We start from the raw sequence: 24,393 nt of genomic DNA on the forward strand, positions 1-24,393 counted from the left end.
AATACCTTAAATATTTATATTTTCGGCTTCAATAAAGAGGAATGATGATGAAAAAAGCCATAATAATCTCAGTATTAGAGCAAATAGAAAAAAATATTGAAGAGAGGATTGATATTGAAAAGCTGGTTGTTATAACAGGTTATTCGCGAAGGAGTTTGCAGGATTTTTTTAAAGAAAAGTGTGGAGTCTCTATCGGAAAATATATCAGACAACGCAAGTTGAGCAGAAGCGCCACTCTGCTAAAGCTGACCTCTCAGTCGGTCACAGATATCGCGTTCAGAATGGGGTTTGATTCAGTGCAGTCCTATAGTCGAGAGTTCAAAAAAACATTTGGTGTCAATCCCAATAACTATCGCAAGGCTGATTTCTGGGATCTCAGAAACCTACGGCCTCCCTACTGGCTTGACTGTGATGAGCATTATCAGTTCGAAATTTGTCAGCTTACGTCAAAAGAAATTTTCGGATTTCAAACATCTCATCAGATCGCAACAAATGACCTTCCTAAAAAAGCGTCGCCTATAAAATGGAAAATCATTCATGAGACGCTCAGAACGTGGGGCGAAAATGTGTATTGTCTCTCGTCTTTTAAGCCAGATAATACCAATGACCAGGTCATCGCCGTAAGCAGTTTTTTTGGTATGGAACATAATTCCGTCGATGGAGGCAAAATGCCCATGTCGAGGGTAATAAAATGTGGTAAATATGCAAAATTCCATTTCGTTGGTCATAAGGAAAAATATCAACAATTTTCCAATACAATATATATGTGTATATTGCCAAAACTGAATCTTATCAGGAGAGAAGGAGAAGATATTGAATACTTCCATTTGGCATCCGTCCAAAAGCAACAGAATAATGAATCCATTGTCGATCTTTATTATTATATCCCTGTACTGTAATGACTTCGTACCATCCACGTATTTCATCTGAAAAGCCTTCTCTTTTCAGAGCGGTAATAAAACTCTCAGTATTGATTCTGATAAAATAAGTGACTATTAAATAAGTTAACATTTTGAAAGGATTGAGAAAATAACTTGTTGTCACGCAACACCGGAGCCAGGTTTCTGACAGTACTGTACGGTGTAGTGATCAGGTAATATTGGCTACAGTTTACGGTAAAAGCAAAGTCCATACTTTAACTATTAATGGGAGTATGCTGGCCGGGCGGCTTGCGGGGCCTTCATGCTCCCACATCTATAATGTTGGTATGATTACATTCTCTCTATACTTTCCTGTGCTAACCTTTTATCTCGTTGAGATAACGTTTAATTAAAATGTTCTCTTTTTGATGTACATTATAAGAGGAGACATTATTCATATTTTCGAAATCAGGGCAGACGATATGTATACAACCATCAGAAACACAGCGCTAGCAATGGTAGCTTGTTTTTCGTATATCGCACATGCCAGTACCCCCCCTCCTCTTATTATCACCAGGGGAGCCGGAGGAGACGCCTCCGGAGCCACAGTCATTCATGATAATTGGCGGCATGGCACTCCTGACCTGGTCAATCTTACCGATATCCCCATAGATAAAATCAGACCAGAAAAATACAGTTGCGTACTGATTATTGGGCAAGGAGCTATAAAAGAAATGCTTCTTGCGAACAATGCCTCAGCAATACTTTCCGGAAAAACTGTTGGTCTTTATAGTCATCTGATCGATCAGAACGCGCTCAGATTACTTCGGCAATTGCAGAACAAAGTGAGATTCAATCTCTTTTTTACCCGCTCACAGATAACTCTACTAAAACTAAGGAACATTTCAGAATATAATTTTTTGAGTTCTAAAGTAAATAATGTCTGGGGACAAGACTCACTAGCAATTGAAACAGTGGCACCTGACAGGGGTAATATACCGGAAAAAGCGCTTCCCCTCAAAACAACGGATTATGTGATCTGGCTGGGTGGAAACTATACTACCTCCTCTGGTACGCAGCGTATCTTCACAAACGATCAGATTGTTGTAGCCCTGAAACCACTACATAATGTTATTTCATCAAACGCATCGATTGCTATTATGCTTTCACCACGTTTTTTTGATAATAGCATGAGTAAAGAAGCAAAAGTTAAACGACTGAAGGCAGTACTTAACACCTTTTCGCGAAACAGGGTCACATTTTATATGAGTAAGGAGATGCTTGCTAATCTGAAAGAATTTGATTTGCCTGTTCAACTATCCCCTTCTTACGCGGAGCTGATGCGAATGCCCTGGGCCAGCGCTACCCAGCATTTTGCCTCTGTGGATCAATATAACCTGTTTGCTGATCTCATACCTAAAGTCACGCCGTTTCTTCTTGAACCGAATGATGCCGATCAAGCTCTCTATGCGACGGATTATCTTAATACCCGGCGTGTAAGTCTGACCCAAAATATTCTTAACCATGGTTGTGACTAAATAAAACGCGCAGAATCCGGGATAGTTAGCAATCCAAAACAGACCGTTAGCCATGAGTACTGTTTATCTTCACTATACAGGGAAAAACCAAATAACTGACGACACAAATCAAGCTGAGACCCTGTATTCGGCTATACAGGCACTCTATTCAATTCAGGCCCAGAAACAGTCCGGTACCCATACTGGACACGGCCTCCCAACTGCTTTAGCGCATTACCAGTCCAGCTTCGATGCGCCTTCTGTCGTCTGCACTATTTCACTGGTTTTAATGACGCGATGATAACCATAAGCATCAGCGTATTTCGTCATTCCGGTTGCGGTGTCAACCTCCGGCTTACCCTGCGTTTCAATAATATCTCCCGTCCGGGTCGTCATGGTATAGGTCGTTGTACATCCGGCTAGCATCAACACTGATAAGCTAAGTACCGTAATAAGACTACATTTTTGCATCTCTCGTTTCCCTGACACCTCTATTTTTGATGTACTTTACCGAATACCGCAACGGCAAGATGGATGATTAGGGCTATTGCTCCCTGTTTGCCCGTACTGATTGGCTCAGGTTTTTTGATGCGCTGCGTTAATCCGGCAGTAATCGCTCCAGCACATCTCCAGCCAGAAGTACACTCTCCTGAAGACGCTCCAGGCTATACCCCGCTCGCGCCTTGGCGGAAAGTCCCGCCATTAGCGTCCCCATAAAGTCAGTCATCCGGTCAGCCTCTTGCGGATACCGCATGGCGACATAAGTGCGAATCAGGTTTTCAGCAGCGATGTAAAACTCGCAGGCGGCCTCTCGTGCCGGTTTATCGTTACAATGAGCGCCCTCCAGAACCAGACATCCGGTGGCATCAGGATCGGCAGCGTAACGTCTTGCCGCTTCCATTAGCACATCGATAAGGCACTTCGCGGTCGGGCGATCGTGACGCAGAAGCGCCCCGAGCGGAATCGCGTCGGTCATCCTGTAACGTTTTAATACGCGAGTATACAGCCCCAGCTTGCTGCCAAACGCCGCATAGAAACTGGGAGGATTGATCCCGAACGCTTTTGTCAGATCCGCTACGCTCACCGCGTCGTAGCCGCGCGAATGAAATAAGTGTTGAGCGGTTTCAATGGCTTGCTCCGGATCGAACTGGCGAGGGCGACCCGGCGTTCGGCTATGTTTTGTAGTCATTACTACATAACTCCTTGACGGCATGATTTCATTGCGCATATTGTAGTGGCTACTACAATATCATAAAGGACATCCTGATGACGCTATTTCGCAACAAATCTGTACTGGTTTTAGGGGGAAGTCGTGGTATCGGCGCGGCTATTGTACGACGCTTTAGCGCTGACGGCGCATCGGTCGTTTTCAGCTACGCCGGATCGCGTGAAGCCGCCGAAAAACTGGCAGCGGAAACTGGAAGCACCGCCATCCAGACGGATAGCGCCGATCGTGATGCCATCATCAGCCTCGTGCGTGAGTACGGACCACTGGATATTCTGGTCGTCAATGCGGGCGTGGCTCTCTTCGGCGATGCGCTGGAACAAGATAGCGATGCGATAGATCGTTTGTTCCGTATTAATATCCATGCGCCTTACCATGCGTCAGTCGAAGCAGCCCGCAACATGCCGGAAGGTGGACGCATTATTATTATCGGTTCCGTGAATGGCGATCGGATGCCCGTACCGGGAATGGCCGCGTACGCCGCCAGTAAATCAGCCCTGCAAGGGCTGGCGCGCGGCCTGGCCCGTGATTTTGGCCCCCGCGGGATTACGATAAATGTGGTGCAGCCAGGCCCCATTGATACCGACATCAATCCGGAAGATGGCCCCATGAAAGAGCTGATGCACAGTTTCATGGCGATCAAACGACACGGAAGACCTGAAGAAGTGGCTGGAATGGTGGCATGGCTTGCCGGTCCGGAAGCCTCTTTCGTCACCGGCGCGATGCACACCATCGATGGTGCCTTCGGCGCCTGACGGCCAGGCGAATATCACACGGTTGCCGTCTACGCTCCGGCAACCGTGTTAGAAGCTGTTCATGCGAGAAAACATCTGCAAGCGCCGGGATCAATCGTGGATTTTAACGCCAAGACAACCGCGAACAAATTCAGGATTAAAATGCTTCACCGCTTCGCCAACGTAGCCTAAATCAAGGGCGTTGATTTGAGCCATTTCGTTATCCGTTAGTGAGAAATCCCAGATGGCAAAGTTCTCTTCAATACGTTCCTGTCGAGTGGATTTAGGAATAACCGTGACGCCACGCTGCACGTTCCAACGCAGGACAACTTGCGCGATGGTTTTTTGATGGGCATCGGCAATCCTTTGAAGCATGACATTTTCATACGGTTTATGTCTCCCGCCGCCTAACGGCGCCCACGCTTCAGGCTGAACGTTATAATGCTTCATGGTTTCCAGCGCGGCGGGTTGTGCAAAGTATGGATGCAATTCGACCTGGTTTACCATTGGCGTAATTCTGACGGTTTCACAGAAGTTGGCTAACACATGCGCATAGAAGTTGGACACGCCAATGGCTTTTAGTTTACCGGCTTCATAAGCGTCTTCCAGCGCGCGCCACGCACTAAAATAATCGCCCATTGCCTGATGCAATAAATAGAGATCAAAATAATCTAACCCGGATTTTTTCAGCGACGCTTCAATACCTGCTTTGGCCAGATCGTAGTTAGCCATATCTTGCACCCACAGTTTAGAAGTAATAAATAACTCCTCACGGGTACACAGGCCTGTCGCGATGGCTTCACGAACAGCGTCACCAACGGCATCTTCATTGCCGTATACCGCAGCGGTATCGATAAGACGATAACCACTGCGAATAGCGCTTAACACTGACTGCTGACATTCTTCTTTGTCGGTTACCTTAAAAACGCCAAAACCCACCATAGGCATTTTAAGGTTGTTACTTAATATTGAATATTCCACGCTAAAGCACCCTTTCGTTGTAAAGACGCCATGATAAGAGCAAAAGACAGGTACAATGAGTATTGTTAAATCCGATTATTTTTATACAAAAAGTTCATTAATAACAGTTGTACAGATTTTTTATTGCATCCAAACGTTCAGTGCTTGCTATATCCTCGCCGTGTAGCACCTGTTTGATAAAGCCTTTTACTTATGCGTCAAAACCAGTACCGTCATTTGGACCGTCTGTGAAAAAGTTTTCTGAACAGGCAATGCGATATCCGGAATAATATTTTTTAGCGAAGAGACTCCGGCTGGCTCAGCGCCGTTTTGCACCAGTCATAAAAAGCGCGTACCGTAGGCGGCAGAAACCTGTTTTGCGGATAGACCAGCGCAAGCGGCAAATCATAAGAATGGTTGTCCATGCAGGTCACCAGCGCCCCACTGTGCAGATACGGCGCAACCAGATAGCTGGCGACGCGAATTAACCCCAGCCCCTGTATTCCGGCCTGAATATAAGCGTCCGTATCATCGACAACCAGCGTCTCCTGCACCCGCATCGCGTAATCCTTCCCCTCACGCGTAAAAAACCAGTCGGTGGTACGCCCGGTGCGGTGGTTCAGGTAGCCGACCGCATGGTGTTTTTGCAGATCATCTAAATTTTCAGGGCTACCGTAACGCTCAATGTAAGTGGGCGATGCTGCTATCACCCAGTTAAAGCTGGCAAGTGGACGGGCAACCAGCGTGGTGGAATCATCGATCCTGCCGGCCCGAATCACGCAGTCATACCCTTGCAGGATAATATCCTCCACGCTATCGCTGGAACAAAGTATCAGCTCCAGCTCCGGATACTGGCGCAAAAAGGCCGGGAGCGTGGGAATAATGCAATGCCGGGCGAGAGATTGCGGCATCCCTACTTTAAAACGCCCTTTGGGTTGTGCCGCCCGGCCGGGAAATGACGACTCCATGGCCGCGATATCTGCCAGTACTCTTTTGCACTCTTCGTAGTAACGCCGCCCCTCTGCGGTCACGCTAAGTTTGCGGGTTGTACGTTGCAAAAGCTGAATCTTAAGCCAGGATTCCAATTCTTTAACCACCCGCGATACCGTTGAGCGCGGCACGCCCAGCACTTCGGCGGCTCTGATAAAACTATGGGTATCCACTACGCAAACATAGACCTGCATCGCTTCCAGCTTGTCCATTTTCCCCCCGCCAATTATCCCATTTATCAGAACAGTCTAACCCGTCTTCGGCGTCTTATCGAACGCAGAACCCTGACGTAATCTTTAATCTACAGGTGAACCAACACAGAGAGGGGCAAATGAAACAATCCAATAATCAGGTAGGTGAAAAAGTATTGGTGCTGGGCGCGGGACAACTGGGGGCGTCAGTGCTGGCGTCGTTGGTTCCGGCGGTCACACAGCGTAATGGTTCCGTTAGCGTTATTGTGTCAGGGCAATCCAGGGATAAACAGAGCAAACGACGTTCCAGCATTCATCAACAACTGGCAGATGCCGGTGCGCGGTTTATCCCGGTCGACATCGCGGGCAGTTCGGTTGCAGCGTTAAAAGATCAATTCCGCGGTTTTGATACGATCATCAATTGTATGGGGTTTGTCGCCGGTGCGGGTACCCAGATAAAAATCACCCGCGCGGTACTGGAGGCGGGCGTTAAGCGCTATTTCCCCTGGCAGTTTGGCGTGAATTACGATGTGGTCGGCAAAGGCAGCGGCCAGCCGGTGTGGGACGAACAGTATGACGTCAGGACGCTTTTGCGCGAGCAAAACGTCACAGAGTGGGTGATTGTTTCAACCGGTATATTTACCTCTTTTCTCTTCGAACCGGCCTTTGATGTGGTCAACTTAGCCAAAAAAACCATCAATGCCCTCGGCGGATGGGAAATGCAGGTCACCGTCACGTCGCCTGCGGATATTGGTCGCCTGACCACTGAAATTTATCTGCATCAGCCGCGTATCACTAACGAAGTCGTCTTTGTCGCGGGGGAAACGACCTCTTATGCAAAACTGGCGGAAACGGTCGAACGCGTGACGCAGCAAACTTTTACCCGAGGCGTATTGACGCTACCTGACTTACAGGAGCAGCTCCGTTTACATCCGCATGACCCAATGCTGCGCTATCGCGTCGCCTTTGCGCGTGGTGACGGTATGTGGTGGCCGATGAGTGACACCTGGAATGCACAACATCATCTGCCGACACAGGATATTGCCGCCTGGCTGAAAACACACCAATGAGAACGGCGGCATCAGGCGATCGCTTAATTCCCATGCCTTCTGCCAGCATCAGGCGGCGGGCGTGGCTACCTTGCGTTAACAAGAAACCAGTACGCATCAGTGCTTCACGATATACATCGTACGGCTATAGGCCACATCTTCCGGGTTAGTAATGGGGTATCCCTTTACCCACGGTTTAATTAACCGGCCATTGGTATACTGATAAATAGGCGCTATAGGCGCTTGTTCCGTTAAAATTTTCTCCGCTGCATTGTAATCCGCGTTACGCGCTTCGGCGGTATTTTCCATCGTCGCTTGCGTCAGGATTTTGTCATAAGTCGGATTAGTAAAGCGTGAAATATTCCCCGTATGCGTGGACGTTAATAAGGATAAGAAAGCCGACGGTTCGTTGTAATCACCCACCCAGGAGGCGCGAATAACATCAAAATTACCGGTATTCCGGCTGTCGATATACGTTTTCCACTCCTGGTTTTGCAATTTCACATCCACCCCCAGATTTTTCTTCCACATTGACGCCACCGCAATCGCGATTTTCTGATGGTTTTCTGAGGTATTGTAAAGCAGGGTTAATTTAAGCGGCTTCTGCGATCCGTAGCCTGCTGCACGCAGCAATGTTTTCGCCTGGGCATTAAGTTCTTCCTGGCTCATTTGTTCAAACGGTGAAGGATCGGGCTTAAATCCTGCCGTGACATCCGGTGTAAAATGCCAGGCCGGTTTTTCACCGGTACCTAAGACTTTTTCCGCCATCAAACGGCGATCAATGGTCATACTTAGCGCCAGACGAACGCGGGAATCCGCCGTCGGCCCTTTCTGCGTATTAAACGCATAATAATAAGTCCCTAATTGCGGCGGCGTATAAACTTGCCCTGGAATATCCTTCAATAATTTCTGGTACATATTTTTAGGGAAAGATTCGGTGATATCAATATCACCGGCAAGATAACGTTTCGTCGCAGCCGACTCCTGGTTAATGGGTAAAAATGTCACTTTTTGCAGTACCGTTTTCGCGTTATCCCAGTAATGCGTATTAGGCACGACCACCAGTTTTTCATTTACCACGCGCTCTTTAAGCACATACGCGCCATTGCCGATCAGTTTTCCCGGCTTCATCCAGTCTTTACCGCTTTCAACATTCGCTTTTTGGACCGGATAAAAGGCAAAACTGGCGGTCAGACTGGCAAACCAGGGCAACGGCTTGTCAAGCTGAATACGCAAAGTGTGCGCGTCCACGGCACTGACGCCAAGCTGATCCGGCGTGGCTTTACCGTCGATAATGGCTTGCGCATTAGTGATGCCAGCCAGAGCGGCAAACCAGGCGAAGGGGGAAAGCGTTTTGGGATCAACGAGACGTTGCCAGCTATAGACAAAATCCTGGGCGGTCACCGGCGTTCCATCGGCCCATTGCGCATTATCCCGCAACGTAAACGTCCAGATACGATTATCATTGCTCTTCCACTGGCTGGCGACGCCAGGGATAATTTCACCCTTTTCGTTCTGGTTAACCAGCCCTTCAAACAGATCGCGGATCACCTGAATTTCAGGCAGCCCAACGGCTTTCGCTGGATCTAACGAAGCGGGCTCATCTTTGATATGACGCACCAGTTCTTGTTTCTCTGCCAGTACCGTTCCACCGGGAACATCCGCAGCATATGCCAGGGAAAAGCTGCTAACCAACAGCGCACAACAGGTTACTGAAACAGAATGCCTCATAGAAGTTCCTCAAAGATGAGTTAAATAACAACGTAATTATTTGTTTCAGCAGAAAGAAATGCAATTATCTTCCGCCAGAAAGTTGATATCGCGCCATACAAGAGGGTAAATAGAAACCATTTGATAATCGGCGGGTTTTACACAACACTACGATGATTACCCTACTGGTCTCAGCTTCGGGAAACATGTATGACTGTCACCCGCCCCCGTGCCGAGCGCGGCGCATTTCCGCCAGGCACTGAACATTATGGACGTTCGCTACTAGGCGCACCGCTAATCTGGTTTCCGGCGCCTGCCGCCGATCGCGAAAGCGGCCTGATACTGGCTGGCACCCACGGGGATGAAACCTCATCCGTGGTGACGCTCTCCTGTGCGTTACGCACCTTAAATCCTTCCCTTCGCCGTCATCATGTCGTACTTGCCGTTAATCCTGATGGCTGTCAACTAGGATTAAGGGCAAATGCAAATGGCATTGATTTAAACCGTAACTTTCCCGCCGCCAACTGGAAAGCGGGTGAAACAGTTTATCGCTGGAATAGCCGCGCGCAAGAGCGTGATGTCGTGCTGCTAACCGGCGACCATCCCGGCTCAGAACCGGAAACCCAGGCGCTTTGCCAGTTAATACATCAACTCCAACCCGCCTGGGTCGTCTCTTTTCACGATCCCCTAGCCTGCATTGAAGATCCACGTCGCAGCGAGCTAGGCGAGTGGCTGGCCGATGCGTTTGCGTTGCCGCTGGTGACCAGCGTTGGTTACGAAACGCCCGGTTCGTTTGGCAGCTGGTGCGCCGACCTCAACCTGCACTGCATTACCGCCGAGTTTCCCCCTGTTTCTGCCGATGAAGCCAGCGAAAAATACCTGCTGGCTATGTCGAATCTGCTCCGCTGGCATCCTAAAGATGGAGTTGACCCGTCGTAAAGCGTAGCGCGGGCTCAACATCAACCGCCAGCCATGTTGGGCCATCAAGATCGGCGAAGCTCACCTGCGGCATAAGCGGCAGCGCGGCGCTAATCGCTCTTGATGTACAGAGCATACAGCCCAGCATCAGGCCGAATCCTTGCTCCCGCGCCTCCGTTGCCAGCGCCAGCGCCTCGGTCAGACCGCCGGTTTTATCCAGCTTAATGTTAATCATATCGTAGCGCCCCGTCAGGGCTTTCAGACTACTGCGAGTATGGCAGCTCTCATCTGCACAGATGGGCAACGGATGAATAAAATTTTCCAGGGCGGCGTCATCCTGCGCGGGCAGCGGCTGCTCCAGCATCGCGACATTCAGATCCGCCAGTAACTGACAACGCGCCGCCAGCCCCTCCGGACGCCACGATTCATTGGCGTCCACAATGAGCGTCGCCTCCGGCACCGCCGCGCGGATCGCCACCATACGTTCGCTAATCAGACGAGCATCGAGTTTGATTTTCAGCAACGTCGCCCCTTTTTCCCATAGTGCCGCCGCACTGGCTGCCATCTGTTCCGGCGTGCCTATCACTACCGTTTGCGCGGTAGTAAAAACCGGGGACAGCGTCACGCCGAGCAGCCCGGCAAGGCTTTGCTGCCGCTGGCGGGCCTGCAAATCCCATAAGGCGCTATCCACCGCGTTGCGCGCCGCGCCTGCCGGCAACAGTTTCTGCAATGCTTCGCGAGTCAGCCCGTTTTCCAACTGAGGCACAATACTCATGATTTGCGCCATGACCGAGGCATCACTTTCACCATAGCGTGGATATGGCGTACATTCCCCGATGCCTTTTACGCCCTCTTCTTCCAGTTCGACAACGACAACATGCGCTTCGCTTCGGCTACCACGCGCAATAACGAAAGGCGTATGCAACGGCCAGGTTTCCTCATATACCTTAACAGATCTCATCTCTTCCCCTCTGATAGCGCCGGACGCGGCTTGCTACAAATAGTATTTGCCGTGTTAATGAATAATGACTTAAACTGGATTTCGACGTTAACTATAAGTAAATAGGAACATAATTATGTCACAGACTGTACATTTCCAGGGTAACCCGGTCACCGTTGCCAACGTTATTCCGCAGGCTGGTAGCAAAGCACAGGCTTTTACTCTTGTCGCAAAAGATTTGTCTGACGTTTCCCTCAGCCAATATGCAGGCAAACGCAAAGTGCTGAATATTTTCCCAAGCATTGATACTGGCGTATGCGCCGCATCAGTTCGTAAGTTTAATCAACTGGCCACAGAAGTGGAGAATACCGTCGTATTGTGCGTTTCTGCTGACCTGCCTTTTGCACAGTCGCGTTTTTGCGGCGCGGAAGGCCTGAGCAACGTTATTACGCTTTCCACTCTGCGTAATAACGAGTTTCTGAAAAACTACGGCGTCGAAATCGTTGACGGCCCGCTGAAAGGTTTGGCGGCGCGCGCAGTCATCGTGCTTGACGAAAACGACAACGTTATTTTCAGCCAGTTGGTGGATGAAATCACCCACGAGCCGGATTACGACGCCGCGCTTAATGTCCTGAAGGCATAAGCCAGCGACTGCTGGCGCTACGTTTGTCAGTGCTACAGGCGGTGCTCTTTTGTCACAAGAAGGCCTCTATCCAGAGGCCTTCTTTTTTTCTACTCTTCACCCTTCTTCTGGCTCAGACCATATTCACGCAGCTTATTGGCAATCGCGGTGTGCGATACCCCCAACCGTTTCGCCAGTTTACGCGTACTCGGATAGCTACGATAAAGCTGGGTCAGGACAGAACGTTCAAAACGACTGGTAATGTCATCCAGCGAACCTTCCATCGCATCTTCGCCGACTGCCACCGTCGCGGCATCGTAGTCAGGCAGCAGGATATCCTGCGGACGCAGCTCATACCCTTCCAGTTGCGTCAGCGCCCGGTAAATCGCATTTTTAAGCTGGCGAACGTTACCCGGCCAGCCGTAACGAGTGAGGACCGTACTCAGATCGGCAGAAAGTTTCGGTCGCGGAACGCCCTGTTCGTCGGCAAAACGCGCCACGAACAGTTCGGTCAACGGCATAATATCCTGCGGACAATCGCGCAACGGCGGCAAATTAAGCGTCAGAACGTTAAGTCGATAATAGAGATCTTCGCGGAACAGTCCTTTTTGCACCAGCTCCACCAGATTTTTCTGCGTGGCGCAGATAACGCGGACATCAACATGAATTTCGTGATCTTCGCCGACGCGACGGAACGTACCATCATTGAGAAAACGTAGCAGCTTCGCCTGCATACGCGGCGACATTTCACCAATTTCATCCAGCAGCACCGAGCCGCCATTCGCCTGTTCAAAAAAGCCTTTTTTACCTTCCGGCGCATGGCCAAATAGTTCGCTTTCTACCGCATCTTCCGGGATTGAAGCGCAGTTGAGCGCCAGATACGGCTTCGCTGAACGAGGGCTTGCCTGATGACAGGCATAGGCGAAAAGATCTTTGCCGGTTCCCGTATCGCCGGTAATCAGCAGCGGCGCGCTGAGCATCGCCAGTTTGCGCGCCTGCTCAACGACGTGCTTCATCTTTGCGCTCACGGCAATAATCTGACTAAACGCGCTCAGATCCTGCGTGGACAAATTCTGTAGCTGCTGCCCCATACGAATCGTGGAACGCAACATCACGACCGCCCCGGTCAACACGTATTCGTCATTTTCGTTTTGTAAATGTACCGGCGTAATCTCCATCAGGAAGTTTTGCCCGTTGATCACGACATGTTCGTTATGGGAGCTTTGCGGGTTACCGTCCAGCCAGCGCTGAAAATTGAAGCCGTTGATTAATTGTGCGGCGGTATGGTGCCGCATTCGCTCCTGGATCTGGGCAAAAAGCTGACAACTCGCCGGGTTCGCCATCTCCACTTTACTCTTCATATCCAATGAGAGCACCGGCTCCGGCAACGCCTCAAGCAGCGCGCTCAGGGCCAGATGTTCACGTTCGGACGGCATCCAGGGAACGGTACGGACATCCGTTACGCCGGAAATACGGCGGATTTCGGCCATCAGGCTGCTGAAGTCGGTGAATTCCAGCTCAGCAAAATTAAGATAAATTCGCCCAATGGGATCAATCTCGATTCCGCGTAAATCAATGCTACGTAACACCAGTAAATCAAGTAATTCGCGGGTCAGACCAAGTCGGTCTTCACAAAAGACTTCCAGACGCATGGGAACCTTCACCTGAATAATGAACCATTAAATAGATGATAAGCCACTATTCGGCTGGCAGGAAGGATTCTGTCAACAAATATTGACAGCATGGCGGAAAAACGGGCGCTGCGGCGTAAAGCCAGGCAGTCAGCGCCCTGTGGAAGGTCATTTCTCAGGCGACGACTTACTCTTTTGTAACGTCTCTTTTAGCTGACCGATAAGCTGACGACGAAAATCACCGAGACGTGGTTTATCGTTATCGATCCACGGCAATGGTCGACATAGCTCCATCGCTTTTATTCCCAGTCGAGCGGTAAGGAGACCTGCGCCAATCCCCTGTGCCGCGCGCGTGGACAGGCGTGCGGCCAGATCCTGAGACATCCAGTCCATACCGACTTCACGCACCAGCTCACTGGCTCCCGCGAACGCGATATTCAGCAACACCAGACGGAACAGACGAAGGCGGCTGTAATAACCAAGTTCAATGCCATACAGCGTTGCGATACGGTTAATCAGGCGTAAATTACGCCAGGCAATAAATGCCATATCCACCAACGCTAACGGGCTGACGGCGATCATCAGAGTCGATTCCGCGGCGAAACGGCTAATCTCACGTCGCGCCTGCGCGTCAAGTACCGGCTGTACCAGATGCGCATACAAACCGACGATTTCCCTGTCGTTTTGCGTTTCGTGAATAGCGGCATACCAACGTTGTAATGCCGGATGTGATTGATCAATCCCCGCCTGCTGCGCCAGTTTTTCGCAAAATGCGCGACCTTTCCCGACGCTATGGCTATGTAACAGTTCACGCGCTTCATCCCGCTCATGCGCCCGCTGGCGCAAGCGCCATAATCGCCGCCACTCCGTGACCACCGATCCCACGCCAGCGCCAACGATCAGCGCGCCTGCGGCACAGCCGCCTAAAGCGACCCAGTCCTGAGTTTGCCAGGCATTCATTGTCCACTGTACGCCTTGCCCGACCACGCTCGCGCCAAACAGCGCCAGCCCTCCCATCACCATTTTACGCCACAGGCTGCGTTTGGGACGCAGCGCGGCATCGACCGCCGCTTCTGCCACGCCTTCGTCTTCCGGGCGCTCATCGATAGCTGCAGGCGCAAATGTACGCGACTCCGCTTCGCTGAAAGTTTGCTGCGCTTTGAAGGCCGACGTAGGCTCCTCCTTTAGCGGTTCTGCAAAATCAATACGCGGTTTTAACGGCTCGCTCATCGCAGCTTATCTCCTATTAAAAACTCCAGCGCAGCGTCCAGACGAATATGCGGTAACGGTTTATCAACATCCATCACCTGCGGACGAAAGGCTTCGAACTGAAAACCCTGACTATCCCAAAACGCTTGCCCCGGCAAACGCGAAGGCACTTCGCCGGGGTACACGGTTAACGGCGCGCCGTCACTCAAACGGTTTCCACGTAAGGCCGGGATTTTTTCGCCGTTGACCTCAATCACGCCGCTGGTGGTCGCCTGTACCGACGCCAGCCCCAGGCAATCCATACTAATGCCTTCAAACGCGGCATTTTGCCAGGCATCCTGAATAAGCTGCTGGAGCAAGGCCACCATATTGGCATGTTGGTCGAGGGTGACATGGTCGGCTTTCGTCGCGGCGAACAGCAATTTATCAATCACCGGCGAAAACAAGCGGCGAAACAGAGTCCGCTGACCATAGTGAAAACTTTGCATCAGCTGCGTTAAAGCGAGACGCATATCATTAAACGCCTGCGGCCCGCTATTAAGCGGTTGCAGACAGTCGACCAGCACAATCTGGCGATCAAAGCGTAGAAAATGATTTTTGTAGAACCCCTTGACCACTTTTTCGCAATAGTAGTTAAAGCGTTCGCGCAGCATTCCAGCGTTGGTCTGCTTATCCACCTGCGCCAGTTTTGACTCGCCGAAGGCGTCCACATCCGGCCACGGGAAAAACTGCAACGCTGGCGCACCCGCCATATCGCCCGGCAAAACAAACCGTCCAGGCTGAATAAAGTGCAATCCCTGCGATTTACACTGATGCAAATAATCCGTCCAGGCGGCGGCAATCTCCGCCAGCCGGTTTTCATCGGCGGGCGCCAGCGGATCGAGTCCGTCGCAAAGTTGCCGCCATTTTGCGGCCCACTCAGCGCGTTGTCCTTGTAACAAGCCGTTCATCTGACGGGACCAGCTTAAATAATCCTGAGCCAGCATGGGCAGATCGAGTAACCATTCCCCTGGATAGTCCACAATCTCCAGATACAATGTCGAGGTATCTTTAAAATGGCGCAGCAGCGAGTCGTTTGAGCGATAGCGCAACGCCAGCCGAATCTCACTCACGCCGCGCGTCGGTGTGGGCCAGGCGGGAGGATTGCCATAAAGCTGAAGTATCCCCTCGTCGTAGGTAAAACGGGGAATACCAAAATCACGTTGAGGCACGCGCTTTACGCCAAGCAGGCGTTCTTCGCGTACCGCGCTGAGCAACGGTAAGCGCGCGCCCGCGTGGACATTAAGCAACTGGTTAACCATCGCCGTGATAAACGCCGTTTTGCCGCTGCGGCTCAACCCGGTTACGGCAAGTCGCAAATGCCTGTCTACCCCACGATTGACCAGCGCGTTGAGTTCAGTTTTAAGTCGCTTCATTGACATCCTGTTGAGCCTGAAGAGAAGAAAAAAATAATAACGAGCCTGCGTTATAGATATGTGCAAAAACGTTATTATCAACTACCCGGAGAGATCAACAACGGCGCATTAAGCGCCGCGGTTAGTATGAGTATTGAGCAATAGATTATCTATTTTTTTACTTTCGGCATATCAAGACGACTGATGCCGCCCATATTCATCGCGTGCGTATACCCCATATCAAGCAACATTTGTTTTGCCATGCCCGACTGTCGCCCGGAGTTGCAATATAACTTTACCGTATCGTTCCTGTCTGGAACTACCGTTTCGATATGAGATTTAATCTCCTTCAATGGGATATTAATCGCGCCCTGAATATGCTCTCGTTGATATTGTTCCGGAATGCGGACATCTATCCAGTATTCTGCGGCATAAAGCGGCATGGCTATGAATAACGCTAACGCAAATATTCCTTTTTTCAACATACTCCCGTCCTGACACGTAATGTATTTCGCACACACTATACGCCAGAGCTTAACGAAATATTATGACCAGACTCGCTATTTGTAACGCTGCGAAATTTTATTCGCCGCCTTACGAAGTACTGGCTCCAGCGCAAACGCCAGCAACATTTTTAGCGGACGACGGGCGACGGATTTTACCGCCCATCCCGCCACGCCGGCAGGCCCGTAGCGTAACGCGGTCAACAGAACCAGCTTACCTGCTATTTTGAAGCCGGGCTTCACCTTCTGCCCGGCGCGTTGCCAGCGAGTATTCATCTTCACCTTCCCGATATAACACTTAAAGTTGACGGAAACGACTACGCAGTGTGAACGTATCTGACGTGACGTAGCGTTCCATTTCTCGCAAACGCTTTTCGCCTGCGGCAAGCTCTCTGTCTACGGTATCCAGCAGTTCGCCGCTGGTCGGCTGCGGTTTGCCTGCGGCCAGATTATCCGGCATAGGGTCCAGTACAAAAGACAGAACGATATAGGCCACTACGGTAAAAAACGCCAGCCCAAAGAAAATCGACAGCACGACCAGAATACGCACCAGTTTTACCGGTACATCAAGGTAGTCGGCGATCCCAGCGCAAACGCCACGCAACATGCCCTTTTGCGGCATACGCCATAGTTTTTTATTCAGATTGATTCCACCCATTAGCGCTCTCTCCAGTTCGGATGCTCTGCATCAAGAATGTCTTCCAGCGCCTGAATGCGCTCGCGCATACGTTGCGCGTCGTCTGTGAGTTGCAGTAAGCGTTGCTGCTCGCTTTGCGACAGTTCTCCCCGACCGGCGCGGTTGCTGTAATGCAGCCACAGCCAAATCGGTAACACAAACAACACAAAAATGGTTAACGGGATGGCCAGAAATAGCGCGCTCATGCGTTCTCCTTACACCTAAAGCTGATGAGCGACGGCGCGTATCGGCGCCGCCATTGTCATTATTGATTATCTTGCTTCATTTTGGCTTTCAACTGCGCCAGCTGCTCGCTGATTTCATCATCGGCTTTCAGGTTGGCAAACTGTTGGTCCAGCGATTGCTGCTTACCAAAACGATGGCTTTCCGCTTCCGCTTCCATTTGATCGATACGACGTTCAAAGGATTCAAACCGCGCCATGGCTTCATCCAGTTTGCCGCTGTCAAGCTGACGACGGACATCACGGGAAGAACTCGCCGCCTGATGACGCAGCATCAGCGCCTGCTGGCGAGCGCGTGTTTCGCTGAGTTTGTTTTCCAGCTCGCCAATCTCTTTCTTCATGCGCGCCAGCGTGTCATCCACCAGCGTGACTTCCTGTTCAAGCGTAGCAATTAAATCGGTCAGCTTTTGTTTTTCAATCAATGCGGCGCGCGCCAGATCGTCTTTATCTTTGCGCAGAGCCAGTTCCGCTTTTTCCTGCCACTCGGTCTGCTGAGCCGTAGCCTGTTCAATACGACGGGATAACTGTTTCTTTTCCGCTAAAGCACGCGCGGAGTTCGAGCGAACCTCCACCAGCGTATCTTCCATCTCCTGAATCATCAGGCGCACCAGCTTCTGCGGATCTTCCGCTTTTTCCAACAACGCATTGATATTGGCGTTCACGATGTCGGCAAAACGAGAAAAAATACCCATAATTCAATCCTCACATAATGTTCTGATAACGGGCGATGCCCTGCTACATGATTAATACAATTTGCGTGCCAACTTTTCATATCACTGATAATAAAGAAATTGTTTCGTTTTACCTCGCCAGCAAAAAAGGATAAAGTGGTGAAAAACACTAACAAGTGGCGATTTTCATCATGGCTGAATTTAAAGATAACCTGCTCGGCGAGGCAAACCGTTTTCTTGAAGTACTGGAACAAGTCTCCCGGCTCGCGCCGCTGGATAAGCCAGTGCTGATTATTGGCGAACGCGGTACGGGTAAAGAACTTATCGCCAATCGCCTGCACTATCTCTCTTCACGCTGGCAGGGGCCGCTTATCTCGCTTAACTGCGCGGCGCTTAACGAAAATCTGCTGGACTCCGAACTGTTTGGTCATGAAGCGGGCGCTTTTACCGGGGCGCAAAAACGTCATCCCGGTCGCTTTGAACGCGCCGATGGCGGCACGCTGTTTTTGGATGAACTGGCGACAGCGCCGATGCTGGTACAGGAAAAGCTGCTGCGGGTGATTGAATATGGCGAGCTAGAGCGCGTCGGCGGCAGCCAGCCGTTACAGGTTAATGTGCGATTAGTATGCGCCACCAATGCCGATTTACCCGCCATGGTGAAGGAAGGGACATTTCGTGCCGATCTGCTCGATAGGCTGGCTTTTGATGTTGTACAACTGCCGCCGCTGCGCGAACGCCAGAGCGATATCATGCTGATGGCCGAGCATTTTGCTATTCAGATGTGTCGTGAACTACGTCTGCCCTTATTTCCCGGTTTTACCGATCGGGCAAAAGAAACGTTGTTGCATTACGCCTGGCCGGGTAATGTCCGCGAGCTGAAAAACGTAGTCGAACGTTCAGTGTATCGCCACGGCAGTAGTGAACATCCTTTGGATGAAATTGTTATCGATCCTTTTCAACGCCATCCCGCCGAACCGCCCGCGCCCGCCCTGCCATCGGCAACCGCCACGCCCGACCTGCCGCTCAAGTTGCGGGAGTTTCAACTGCAACAGGAAAAAGCGCTGCTGCAACGTAGCTTACAGCAGGCGAAATTTAACCAGAAACGAGCCGCCGATTTGCTGGCACTCACCTACCACCAGTTTCGCGCCTTGCTTAAAAAGCATCAGCTTTAGCTATTTCTCCGGCTAATTGACGACATTTACGCCAGTTATCCACCGACATTTTTACGTGGCGGGCCGAAGTGCGATACACTTTGCAAATTGAACTTCAAAAACTTAACTATTATGCGCCTGGTTTTATCGTCTCTGATCGTGATAGCGGGTCTACTGAGTAGTCAGGCTACGGCTGCGACTGCGCCCGAACAAACTGCGAGTGCAGATATTCGCGATAGCGGCTTTGTGTATTGTGTCAGCGGGCAGGTCAACACCTTTAATCCGCAAAAAGCGAGCAGCGGCCTCATCGTCGATACCCTGGCCGCCCAGTTATATGACCGCCTGTTGGATGTCGATCCCTATACTTATCGTTTAGTCCCAGAGCTGGCAGAAAGCTGGGAGGTGCTGGATAACGGGGCAACGTACCGTTTTCACCTGCGCCGCGACGTTTCCTTTCAAAAAACCGCCTGGTTTACGCCGACCCGAAAACTCAATGCTGATGATGTTGTCTTTACCTTTCAGCGGATTTTCGATCGTCGACATCCGTGGCATAACATCAACGGCAGTAGCTTCCCCTACTTTGATAGCCTACAGTTCGCCGACAATGTAAAAAGCGTGCGTAAGCTGGACAATAACACCGTTGAGTTTCGCCTGACGCAGCCAGACGCCTCCTTTTTATGGCATCTGGCCACACACTACGCTTCCGTTATGTCCGCTGAGTACGCCGCGCAGCTTAGCCGAAAAGATCGTCAGGAACTGCTTGACCGCCAACCGGTCGGCACCGGGCCTTTCCAGCTTTCGGAGTACCGTGCCGGGCAGTTTATTCGTCTCCAGCGCCACGATGGTTTTTGGCGCGGCAAACCGCTGATGCCGCAAGTAGTAGTGGATTTAGGCTCCGGCGGTACCGGGCGTTTATCAAAATTACTGACCGGTGAATGCGATGTTCTGGCCTGGCCCGCCGCCAGCCAGCTAACTATTTTACGCGACGATCCGCGTTTGCGCCTGACGTTGCGCCCGGGGATGAATATCGCCTATCTGGCCTTTAACACCGATAAGCCGCCGTTGAATAATCCCGCAGTGCGCCATGCGCTGGCCTTATCGATCAACAACCAGCGCCTGATGCAGTCGATTTATTACGGCACGGCAGAAACCGCAGCCTCCATTTTACCGAGAGCCTCATGGGCTTACGATAACGATGCCAAAATTACGGAGTACAATCCGGAAAAATCGCGCGAACAGCTAAAAGCGCTGGGCATTGAGAATCTTACGCTGCATCTCTGGGTGCCGACCAGTTCTCAGGCCTGGAACCCAAGTCCGCTAAAAACGGCGGAGCTTATTCAGGCGGATATGGCGCAGGTTGGCGTAAAAGTGGTCATTGTACCGGTTGAAGGTCGTTTTCAGGAGGCGCGTCTGATGGATATGAATCACGATCTGACCTTATCCGGCTGGGCCACGGACAGCAACGATCCGGATAGCTTTTTCAGACCGCTGTTAAGCTGTGCAGCCATCAATTCGCAAACCAATTTCGCCCACTGGTGTAACCCTGAATTTGACAGCGTGCTGCGTAAAGCACTGTCGTCGCAGCAGTTGGCTTCGCGCATAGAAGCGTATGAGGAAGCGCAGAATATCCTGGAGAAAGAGCTGCCGATACTGCCGCTGGCATCATCACTACGCCTGCAGGCTTACCGCTACGATATTAAAGGGCTGGTGTTAAGCCCGTTCGGCAATGCGTCTTTTGCCGGCGTCTCCCGCGAAAAACACGAAGAGGTGAAAAAACCATGATTATCTTCACCCTGCGTCGGTTATTGCTGTTGCTGGTGACGCTATTCTTCCTGACCTTTATCGGCTTTAGCCTGAGCTATTTTACGCCGCACGCGCCGCTACAAGGCGCATCATTATGGAATGCCTGGGTTTTCTGGTTCAACGGTCTGCTGCACTGGGACTTTGGCGTGTCCAGCATTAACGGCCAGCTGATCTCCGAACAGCTTAAAGAGGTGTTTCCCGCCACGATGGAGCTGTGCATTCTCGCCTTTGGTTTTGCGCTGATGGTCGGCATCCCGGTCGGGATGCTGGCTGGCGTGACGCGTAGCAAATGGCCGGATCGTTTTATCAGCGCGCTGGCGCTATTAGGTTTCTCAATTCCGGTTTTCTGGCTGGCGCTTCTGCTCACACTGTTCTTTTCGCTCACGCTGGGGTGGCTGCCGGTATCCGGGCGATTTGACCTACTTTATGAAGTTAAACCGGTTACCGGTTTCGCCATCATTGACGCCTGGATTTCAGATTCGCCGTGGCGCGATGAAATGGTGATGAGCGCCATACGACATATGGTTTTACCGGTGCTCACGCTTTCCGTCGCGCCGACCACAGAAGTGATCCGCCTGATGCGAATCAGCACTATTGAGGTCTACGATCAGAACTACGTTAAAGCGGCGGCCACGCGCGGCTTGTCGCGCTTTACGATTTTACGCCGTCACGTGTTGCATAATGCGCTGCCGCCGGTCATTCCCCGTCTTGGCCTGCAGTTTTCAACCATGTTAACGCTGGCGATGATTACCGAAATGGTTTTCAGCTGGCCAGGGCTGGGACGATGGTTAATTCACGCCATTCGTCAGCAGGACTATGCCGCTATTTCCGCTGGCGTGATGGTCATTGGGTCGCTGGTTATTGTGGTCAATGTGATTTCCGATATTTTGGGTGCTATGGCTAACCCTCTGAAACATAAGGAATGGTATGCCTTACGATAAGAAACAATAAAAATATCATTAAATCAAAAAGTTATGCTTTTATTTTTGTGATAAGTTCGTTTTTTAGTACACAAATATATACACTTTGTTTTCTACTTTCTCCGGCAGTCCATGCTTCGATGATGATTGCCGGAGATTTATCTTCTGTATCAGCGCCTCCGGGTTTCACTACGTATCGCTACCTGCTGTCGCGGTACGCCAGCCCCAATCAAACGCCCGGCCTGCGCCTATTGTTCCAATGTTAGTTTCGGTCGTCGGCCACCATTACACCCCCTCTCCCTTGTCGCTTCCAGTCCAGCGCGGGTTCTTTCCACAATCAATTCACGTTCCATTTCATCGAGTGTGCCCATGACATGAAAGAAGAATCGCCCCATTGGCGTCGACGTGTCTATGCTGCTGTCGGTCAGGCTGTGGAAATTAACGCCGCGTTCGCGCAATTCTTCTACCAGAACGACCAGATGACGCATACTGTGACCCAGGCGATCAAGCTTCCATACAACCAGTGTGTCCCCTTCTGATAACGTCCTGACTAAAAGGAGCAGGCTTCACGGGCTGGATTTATCCAACAAAGCGCGTAGTGAGTGTTTCCCGTGAGGCTGAATACGAAAAAGGCCACGTAAATGCGCAGCCTTTATGGTGAGAGTTCTAATCTTAAGAGGCACTCCATCAAACAAACCACCCACAATTGTCAGAAGCTTGAAGGAGTGCTTTGGGGTGACAGTATCTGCGGCATTGTTGCCACGAACAACGTTCCCGCAAATGCTCAAAATACAATCCCAAAATCCGCTCCAGTAAACAGTCTAAATATCGTTGCCCCACAGATCGCTACAGCCATACAGGAACCTGATAAAGGTTCAGACATAATCGTCTCACCAACAAGATTAAGCCTGTTCTTTAGAGCGTTTAATACCCAGCAACATTTAATTTGTCAACATAGGCCCCATACAATAACTTGATGAGCTACAAGTAGTTATCGCAATTAATTCCCTGGAAGAGAATGCACTTTTGAAATCGGGGTCGCGCCAAACATTCTCTTTATAATATATCCTTACATCCCCCCCTGTTGTATAATAATACTTTGCTATATTTAGCATGTTATCAAACCCCTGTTTATGATTCCCGTACACATCCACTTTACACATGGCATTGACACTAATAGCCTCACTCCCGCGCTTCAGTTCGATACAAAAAAACTGAGTTTCCTTATCCCCTGACGTATACACACCATAAGACAGGTTTTTAATCTGAACATTACTCACATACGTATCATAATCAGCCATAGCTGCATAACAAACACTGGATAATGACGCAAGAGCAAGAGTCAGAACCTTTAATTTCTTTTTCATAATCCACTCCAACAATATTTACCATACTTGCATTTCTCTCGTAAACAAGCTCAACTGCTTCATGGATATTTTCAATTGGGATAGAATTTACAGATACATACTCACTTTGTAACCGCATCATCACTCGCTCAAAATGACCAAACTGGATACCACATAACTCAATATAAGCAACAGACGGCGGAAGGCTGTAGAAACTATTGTCTGCACGGATTCTGTATCTGTACAACCTGCCGCTAAATGTTGCTCTGGAGTAATATAATCGTGCTATATTATAAGACTCATTAATATCTGAGATAGTCGCAATATAGTACTGTCTCGACTACCGGATGCACAGGAGTCATCTCTTATATGTTGCTGAAGATTCCTGTTATTACCGTGCGAAGCAAAACCATCCCGAAAAATCACATCTGAAGGTCTCGAGTCAACACGATATACAAAATCAACGGCACTTGCATAATCAGAAAAACACTAAAAATAATATTACTTTTTTATCATACCCCCTCCCACAGAAACTATCAGGCAAACCACCTAATGTGTTAAACCGAGTGCTAACCATAGCTCAGTCATACTTTACGTCTCGCTGGATAAAATTAGAAAAACAAACCTCCCTGGTTTACGGGCACGAAAATCCCCGTAATCACACAATGCCTATCCTTAAACTGCGGCGTTCGCCTGGCGTTCGGCTTTATCCGTCTGGTATTTATCCCTGATACGCCTGGCACGCAGTTCCAGCGCGTAGATAGCGCCATGTTCAGGACAGCACCAGACAACGTTGCTGTAAGCAGGAGAAAACCATTCCCGGCAAACTTTGCATTTACGGCGCGGTAATTTAGCCATGCTCACCTCAGACCCGGTTACGGATATAGCATCTAATAACGTTAGATTATGCATGCGTAATAATTCATAGCATATTTATATTAATGTAAATAAAATACAGTCAACAGATTTCTCCAATTTTATTATATATAAACAGAGGCTTACGTTGAGTAATAACAAGATCATACAATCCCGCACCAGTAAAATTAATGTAAAAATAGGCGTAATCATGTATTAATATTGACTGGACAGCAGGTAAGTGATAACAAATAAATATTAAAAAGTAAATATCAC

General features: G+C 50.1%; 25 protein-coding genes and 3 pseudogenes. 9 read left to right on the plus strand and 19 right to left on the minus strand.

Annotation, left to right across the window (positions count from 1 at the left end):
• Positions 1-41: 41 nt before the first annotated feature.
• Entirely contained in the window at positions 42-899 is an 858-nt protein-coding gene (locus tag NA389_RS00935; RefSeq protein ID WP_077905324.1) for a GyrI-like domain-containing protein, read from the plus strand.
• Positions 900-1,288: 389 nt separating this feature from the next.
• Complete coding sequence (locus NA389_RS00940) at positions 1,289-2,398, plus strand: hypothetical protein (RefSeq protein ID WP_000275497.1); 1,110 nt, start codon at positions 1,289-1,291, stop codon at positions 2,396-2,398.
• A 213-nt stretch (positions 2,399-2,611) separates the two neighbouring features.
• Here NA389_RS00940 and NA389_RS00945 read toward each other — a convergent pair whose 3' ends face one another.
• Both NA389_RS00945 and NA389_RS00950 read right to left on the minus strand, forming a co-directional pair.
• On the minus strand, positions 2,612-2,848 hold the full coding sequence (locus NA389_RS00945) for a YgdI/YgdR family lipoprotein (RefSeq protein ID WP_001168013.1): 237 nt from the start codon (positions 2,846-2,848) through the stop codon (positions 2,612-2,614).
• A 127-nt stretch (positions 2,849-2,975) separates the two neighbouring features.
• Positions 2,976-3,566 carry a TetR/AcrR family transcriptional regulator gene (locus NA389_RS00950; protein ID WP_000208472.1) on the minus strand — a complete coding sequence of 197 codons (591 nt, stop codon included), beginning with the start codon at positions 3,564-3,566 and terminating at the stop codon, positions 2,976-2,978.
• Positions 3,567-3,643: 77 nt separating this feature from the next.
• On the opposite strand from NA389_RS00950, the gene bdcA reads away from it, so the two are divergent.
• Positions 3,644-4,357: an SDR family oxidoreductase gene (gene bdcA / locus NA389_RS00955; RefSeq protein ID WP_000171958.1), complete on the plus strand. Its 714-nt coding sequence runs from the start codon at positions 3,644-3,646 to the stop codon at positions 4,355-4,357.
• 90 nt (positions 4,358-4,447) lie between these two features.
• Here bdcA and NA389_RS00960 read toward each other — a convergent pair whose 3' ends face one another.
• Together NA389_RS00960 and NA389_RS00965 are read right to left on the minus strand one after the other, a co-directional pair.
• Complete coding sequence (locus tag NA389_RS00960; RefSeq protein WP_000456775.1) at positions 4,448-5,317, minus strand: aldo/keto reductase; 870 nt, start codon at positions 5,315-5,317, stop codon at positions 4,448-4,450.
• A gap of 275 nt (positions 5,318-5,592) precedes the next feature.
• Positions 5,593-6,498: a LysR family transcriptional regulator gene (locus tag NA389_RS00965; protein WP_000359206.1), complete on the minus strand. Its 906-nt coding sequence runs from the start codon at positions 6,496-6,498 to the stop codon at positions 5,593-5,595.
• A 119-nt stretch (positions 6,499-6,617) separates the two neighbouring features.
• On the opposite strand from NA389_RS00965, the gene NA389_RS00970 reads away from it, so the two are divergent.
• Entirely contained in the window at positions 6,618-7,547 is a 930-nt protein-coding gene (locus NA389_RS00970; RefSeq protein ID WP_000814357.1) for an aromatic alcohol reductase, read from the plus strand.
• A gap of 96 nt (positions 7,548-7,643) precedes the next feature.
• Here the strand turns inward: NA389_RS00970 and NA389_RS00975 are convergent, their stop codons facing one another.
• A complete protein-coding gene (locus tag NA389_RS00975) occupies positions 7,644-9,257 on the minus strand; it encodes a peptide ABC transporter substrate-binding protein (protein ID WP_001216560.1) in 1,614 nt (537 codons plus the stop codon).
• A gap of 189 nt (positions 9,258-9,446) precedes the next feature.
• On the opposite strand from NA389_RS00975, the gene mpaA reads away from it, so the two are divergent.
• The gene (gene mpaA / locus NA389_RS00980; protein WP_000219102.1) at positions 9,447-10,175 is read left to right on the plus strand and encodes a murein tripeptide amidase MpaA; all 729 of its coding nucleotides are present in this window, start codon (positions 9,447-9,449) and stop codon (positions 10,173-10,175) included.
• Here the strand turns inward: mpaA and ycjG are convergent.
• Positions 10,150-11,115: an L-Ala-D/L-Glu epimerase gene (gene ycjG / locus NA389_RS00985; RefSeq protein WP_001258075.1), complete on the minus strand. Its 966-nt coding sequence runs from the start codon at positions 11,113-11,115 to the stop codon at positions 10,150-10,152. The genes mpaA and ycjG overlap by 26 nt on opposite strands.
• A gap of 115 nt (positions 11,116-11,230) precedes the next feature.
• On the opposite strand from ycjG, the gene tpx reads away from it, so the two are divergent.
• On the plus strand, positions 11,231-11,737 hold the full coding sequence (tpx, locus tag NA389_RS00990) for a thiol peroxidase (protein ID WP_000084401.1): 507 nt from the start codon (positions 11,231-11,233) through the stop codon (positions 11,735-11,737).
• 89 nt (positions 11,738-11,826) lie between these two features.
• Here the strand turns inward: tpx and tyrR are convergent, their stop codons facing one another.
• The 8 genes from tyrR to pspA all read right to left on the minus strand — a co-directional run bounded on the left by tyrR (position 11,827) and on the right by pspA (position 18,063).
• Positions 11,827-13,368 (minus strand): transcriptional regulator TyrR, encoded by a 1,542-nt coding sequence (gene tyrR / locus NA389_RS00995; protein ID WP_001235483.1) that lies wholly within the window; start codon positions 13,366-13,368, stop codon positions 11,827-11,829.
• Positions 13,369-13,515: 147 nt separating this feature from the next.
• Positions 13,516-14,577 (minus strand): TIGR01620 family protein, encoded by a 1,062-nt coding sequence (locus NA389_RS01000; RefSeq protein WP_001294472.1) that lies wholly within the window; start codon positions 14,575-14,577, stop codon positions 13,516-13,518.
• Positions 14,574-15,971 carry a YcjX family protein gene (locus NA389_RS01005; protein WP_000825862.1) on the minus strand — a complete coding sequence of 466 codons (1,398 nt, stop codon included), beginning with the start codon at positions 15,969-15,971 and terminating at the stop codon, positions 14,574-14,576. The genes NA389_RS01000 and NA389_RS01005 overlap by 4 nt, the downstream gene beginning before the upstream one ends.
• A 149-nt stretch (positions 15,972-16,120) precedes the next feature.
• Positions 16,121-16,435 carry a thiosulfate sulfurtransferase PspE gene (gene pspE, locus NA389_RS01010; RefSeq protein WP_000913428.1) on the minus strand — a complete coding sequence of 105 codons (315 nt, stop codon included), beginning with the start codon at positions 16,433-16,435 and terminating at the stop codon, positions 16,121-16,123.
• 75 nt (positions 16,436-16,510) lie between these two features.
• Positions 16,511-16,729: a phage shock protein PspD gene (pspD, locus tag NA389_RS01015; protein WP_001097607.1), complete on the minus strand. Its 219-nt coding sequence runs from the start codon at positions 16,727-16,729 to the stop codon at positions 16,511-16,513.
• A gap of 22 nt (positions 16,730-16,751) precedes the next feature.
• Positions 16,752-17,111 (minus strand): envelope stress response membrane protein PspC, encoded by a 360-nt coding sequence (pspC, locus tag NA389_RS01020; protein WP_000508936.1) that lies wholly within the window; start codon positions 17,109-17,111, stop codon positions 16,752-16,754.
• Positions 17,111-17,335: an envelope stress response membrane protein PspB gene (gene pspB / locus NA389_RS01025; protein ID WP_001274953.1), complete on the minus strand. Its 225-nt coding sequence runs from the start codon at positions 17,333-17,335 to the stop codon at positions 17,111-17,113. Before pspB ends, pspC begins: the two co-directional genes overlap by 1 nt.
• A gap of 59 nt (positions 17,336-17,394) precedes the next feature.
• Complete coding sequence (pspA, locus tag NA389_RS01030; protein ID WP_000511000.1) at positions 17,395-18,063, minus strand: phage shock protein PspA; 669 nt, start codon at positions 18,061-18,063, stop codon at positions 17,395-17,397.
• A gap of 170 nt (positions 18,064-18,233) precedes the next feature.
• Here pspA and pspF point away from each other — a divergent pair, with 170 nt between their 5' ends.
• The 3 genes from pspF to sapB all read left to right on the plus strand — a co-directional run bounded on the left by pspF (position 18,234) and on the right by sapB (position 21,937).
• A complete protein-coding gene (pspF, locus tag NA389_RS01035; protein ID WP_001543112.1) occupies positions 18,234-19,214 on the plus strand; it encodes a phage shock protein operon transcriptional activator in 981 nt (326 codons plus the stop codon).
• Positions 19,215-19,325: 111 nt separating this feature from the next.
• A complete protein-coding gene (sapA, locus tag NA389_RS01040) occupies positions 19,326-20,975 on the plus strand; it encodes a peptide ABC transporter substrate-binding protein SapA (protein ID WP_001241628.1) in 1,650 nt (549 codons plus the stop codon).
• The gene (sapB, locus tag NA389_RS01045; protein WP_000583298.1) at positions 20,972-21,937 is read left to right on the plus strand and encodes a peptide ABC transporter permease SapB; all 966 of its coding nucleotides are present in this window, start codon (positions 20,972-20,974) and stop codon (positions 21,935-21,937) included. The genes sapA and sapB overlap by 4 nt, the downstream gene beginning before the upstream one ends.
• A gap of 230 nt (positions 21,938-22,167) precedes the next feature.
• Here sapB and NA389_RS01050 read toward each other — a convergent pair.
• The 5 genes and pseudogenes from NA389_RS01050 to NA389_RS01070 all read right to left on the minus strand — a co-directional run.
• Positions 22,168-22,470, minus strand: a pseudogene (locus NA389_RS01050) (recombinase family protein); the annotation flags it as partial.
• Positions 22,471-22,628: 158 nt separating this feature from the next.
• Positions 22,629-22,799: pseudogene (locus NA389_RS01055) on the minus strand (putative holin); the annotation flags it as partial.
• Between the two features lie 58 nt (positions 22,800-22,857).
• On the minus strand, positions 22,858-23,283 hold the full coding sequence (locus NA389_RS01060) for a subtilase family AB5 toxin binding subunit (protein ID WP_000727928.1): 426 nt from the start codon (positions 23,281-23,283) through the stop codon (positions 22,858-22,860).
• Between the two features lie 19 nt (positions 23,284-23,302).
• Positions 23,303-23,806: pseudogene (locus NA389_RS01065) on the minus strand (pertussis toxin-like subunit ArtA); the annotation flags it as partial.
• 131 nt (positions 23,807-23,937) lie between these two features.
• Positions 23,938-24,120 carry a recombination protein NinG gene (locus tag NA389_RS01070; RefSeq protein WP_001096568.1) on the minus strand — a complete coding sequence of 61 codons (183 nt, stop codon included), beginning with the start codon at positions 24,118-24,120 and terminating at the stop codon, positions 23,938-23,940.
• Positions 24,121-24,393: the final 273 nt, after the last annotated feature.

The sequence above is a fragment of the Salmonella sp. NW645 genome (genome assembly GCF_051703725.1).
GTDB lineage: Bacteria > Pseudomonadota > Gammaproteobacteria > Enterobacterales > Enterobacteriaceae > Salmonella > Salmonella enterica.

Coding starts and splice junctions, on each gene's coding strand:
- pspC (WP_000508936.1), bottom strand. CDS start 17,111: ATGGGTGGAATCAATCTGAATAAAAAACTATGGCGTATGCCGCAAAAG.
- NA389_RS00965 (WP_000359206.1), bottom strand. CDS start 6,498: ATGGACAAGCTGGAAGCGATGCAGGTCTATGTTTGCGTAGTGGATACC.
- pspF (WP_001543112.1), top strand. CDS start 18,234: ATGGCTGAATTTAAAGATAACCTGCTCGGCGAGGCAAACCGTTTTCTT.
- NA389_RS01000 (WP_001294472.1), bottom strand. CDS start 14,577: ATGAGCGAGCCGTTAAAACCGCGTATTGATTTTGCAGAACCGCTAAAG.
- NA389_RS00970 (WP_000814357.1), top strand. CDS start 6,618: ATGAAACAATCCAATAATCAGGTAGGTGAAAAAGTATTGGTGCTGGGC.
- NA389_RS00975 (WP_001216560.1), bottom strand. CDS start 9,257: ATGAGGCATTCTGTTTCAGTAACCTGTTGTGCGCTGTTGGTTAGCAGC.
- NA389_RS00945 (WP_001168013.1), bottom strand. CDS start 2,848: ATGCAAAAATGTAGTCTTATTACGGTACTTAGCTTATCAGTGTTGATG.
- bdcA (WP_000171958.1), top strand. CDS start 3,644: ATGACGCTATTTCGCAACAAATCTGTACTGGTTTTAGGGGGAAGTCGT.
- NA389_RS00950 (WP_000208472.1), bottom strand. CDS start 3,566: ATGACTACAAAACATAGCCGAACGCCGGGTCGCCCTCGCCAGTTCGAT.
- mpaA (WP_000219102.1), top strand. CDS start 9,447: ATGACTGTCACCCGCCCCCGTGCCGAGCGCGGCGCATTTCCGCCAGGC.
- NA389_RS01070 (WP_001096568.1), bottom strand. CDS start 24,120: ATGGCTAAATTACCGCGCCGTAAATGCAAAGTTTGCCGGGAATGGTTT.
- sapA (WP_001241628.1), top strand. CDS start 19,326: ATGCGCCTGGTTTTATCGTCTCTGATCGTGATAGCGGGTCTACTGAGT.
- tyrR (WP_001235483.1), bottom strand. CDS start 13,368: ATGCGTCTGGAAGTCTTTTGTGAAGACCGACTTGGTCTGACCCGCGAA.
- NA389_RS00935 (WP_077905324.1), top strand. CDS start 42: ATGATGATGAAAAAAGCCATAATAATCTCAGTATTAGAGCAAATAGAA.
- ycjG (WP_001258075.1), bottom strand. CDS start 11,115: ATGAGATCTGTTAAGGTATATGAGGAAACCTGGCCGTTGCATACGCCT.
- NA389_RS00940 (WP_000275497.1), top strand. CDS start 1,289: ATGTACATTATAAGAGGAGACATTATTCATATTTTCGAAATCAGGGCA.
- pspA (WP_000511000.1), bottom strand. CDS start 18,063: ATGGGTATTTTTTCTCGTTTTGCCGACATCGTGAACGCCAATATCAAT.
- pspB (WP_001274953.1), bottom strand. CDS start 17,335: ATGAGCGCGCTATTTCTGGCCATCCCGTTAACCATTTTTGTGTTGTTT.
- tpx (WP_000084401.1), top strand. CDS start 11,231: ATGTCACAGACTGTACATTTCCAGGGTAACCCGGTCACCGTTGCCAAC.
- pspE (WP_000913428.1), bottom strand. CDS start 16,435: ATGTTGAAAAAAGGAATATTTGCGTTAGCGTTATTCATAGCCATGCCG.
- sapB (WP_000583298.1), top strand. CDS start 20,972: ATGATTATCTTCACCCTGCGTCGGTTATTGCTGTTGCTGGTGACGCTA.
- NA389_RS01005 (WP_000825862.1), bottom strand. CDS start 15,971: ATGAAGCGACTTAAAACTGAACTCAACGCGCTGGTCAATCGTGGGGTA.
- pspD (WP_001097607.1), bottom strand. CDS start 16,729: ATGAATACTCGCTGGCAACGCGCCGGGCAGAAGGTGAAGCCCGGCTTC.
- NA389_RS01060 (WP_000727928.1), bottom strand. CDS start 23,283: ATGAAAAAGAAATTAAAGGTTCTGACTCTTGCTCTTGCGTCATTATCC.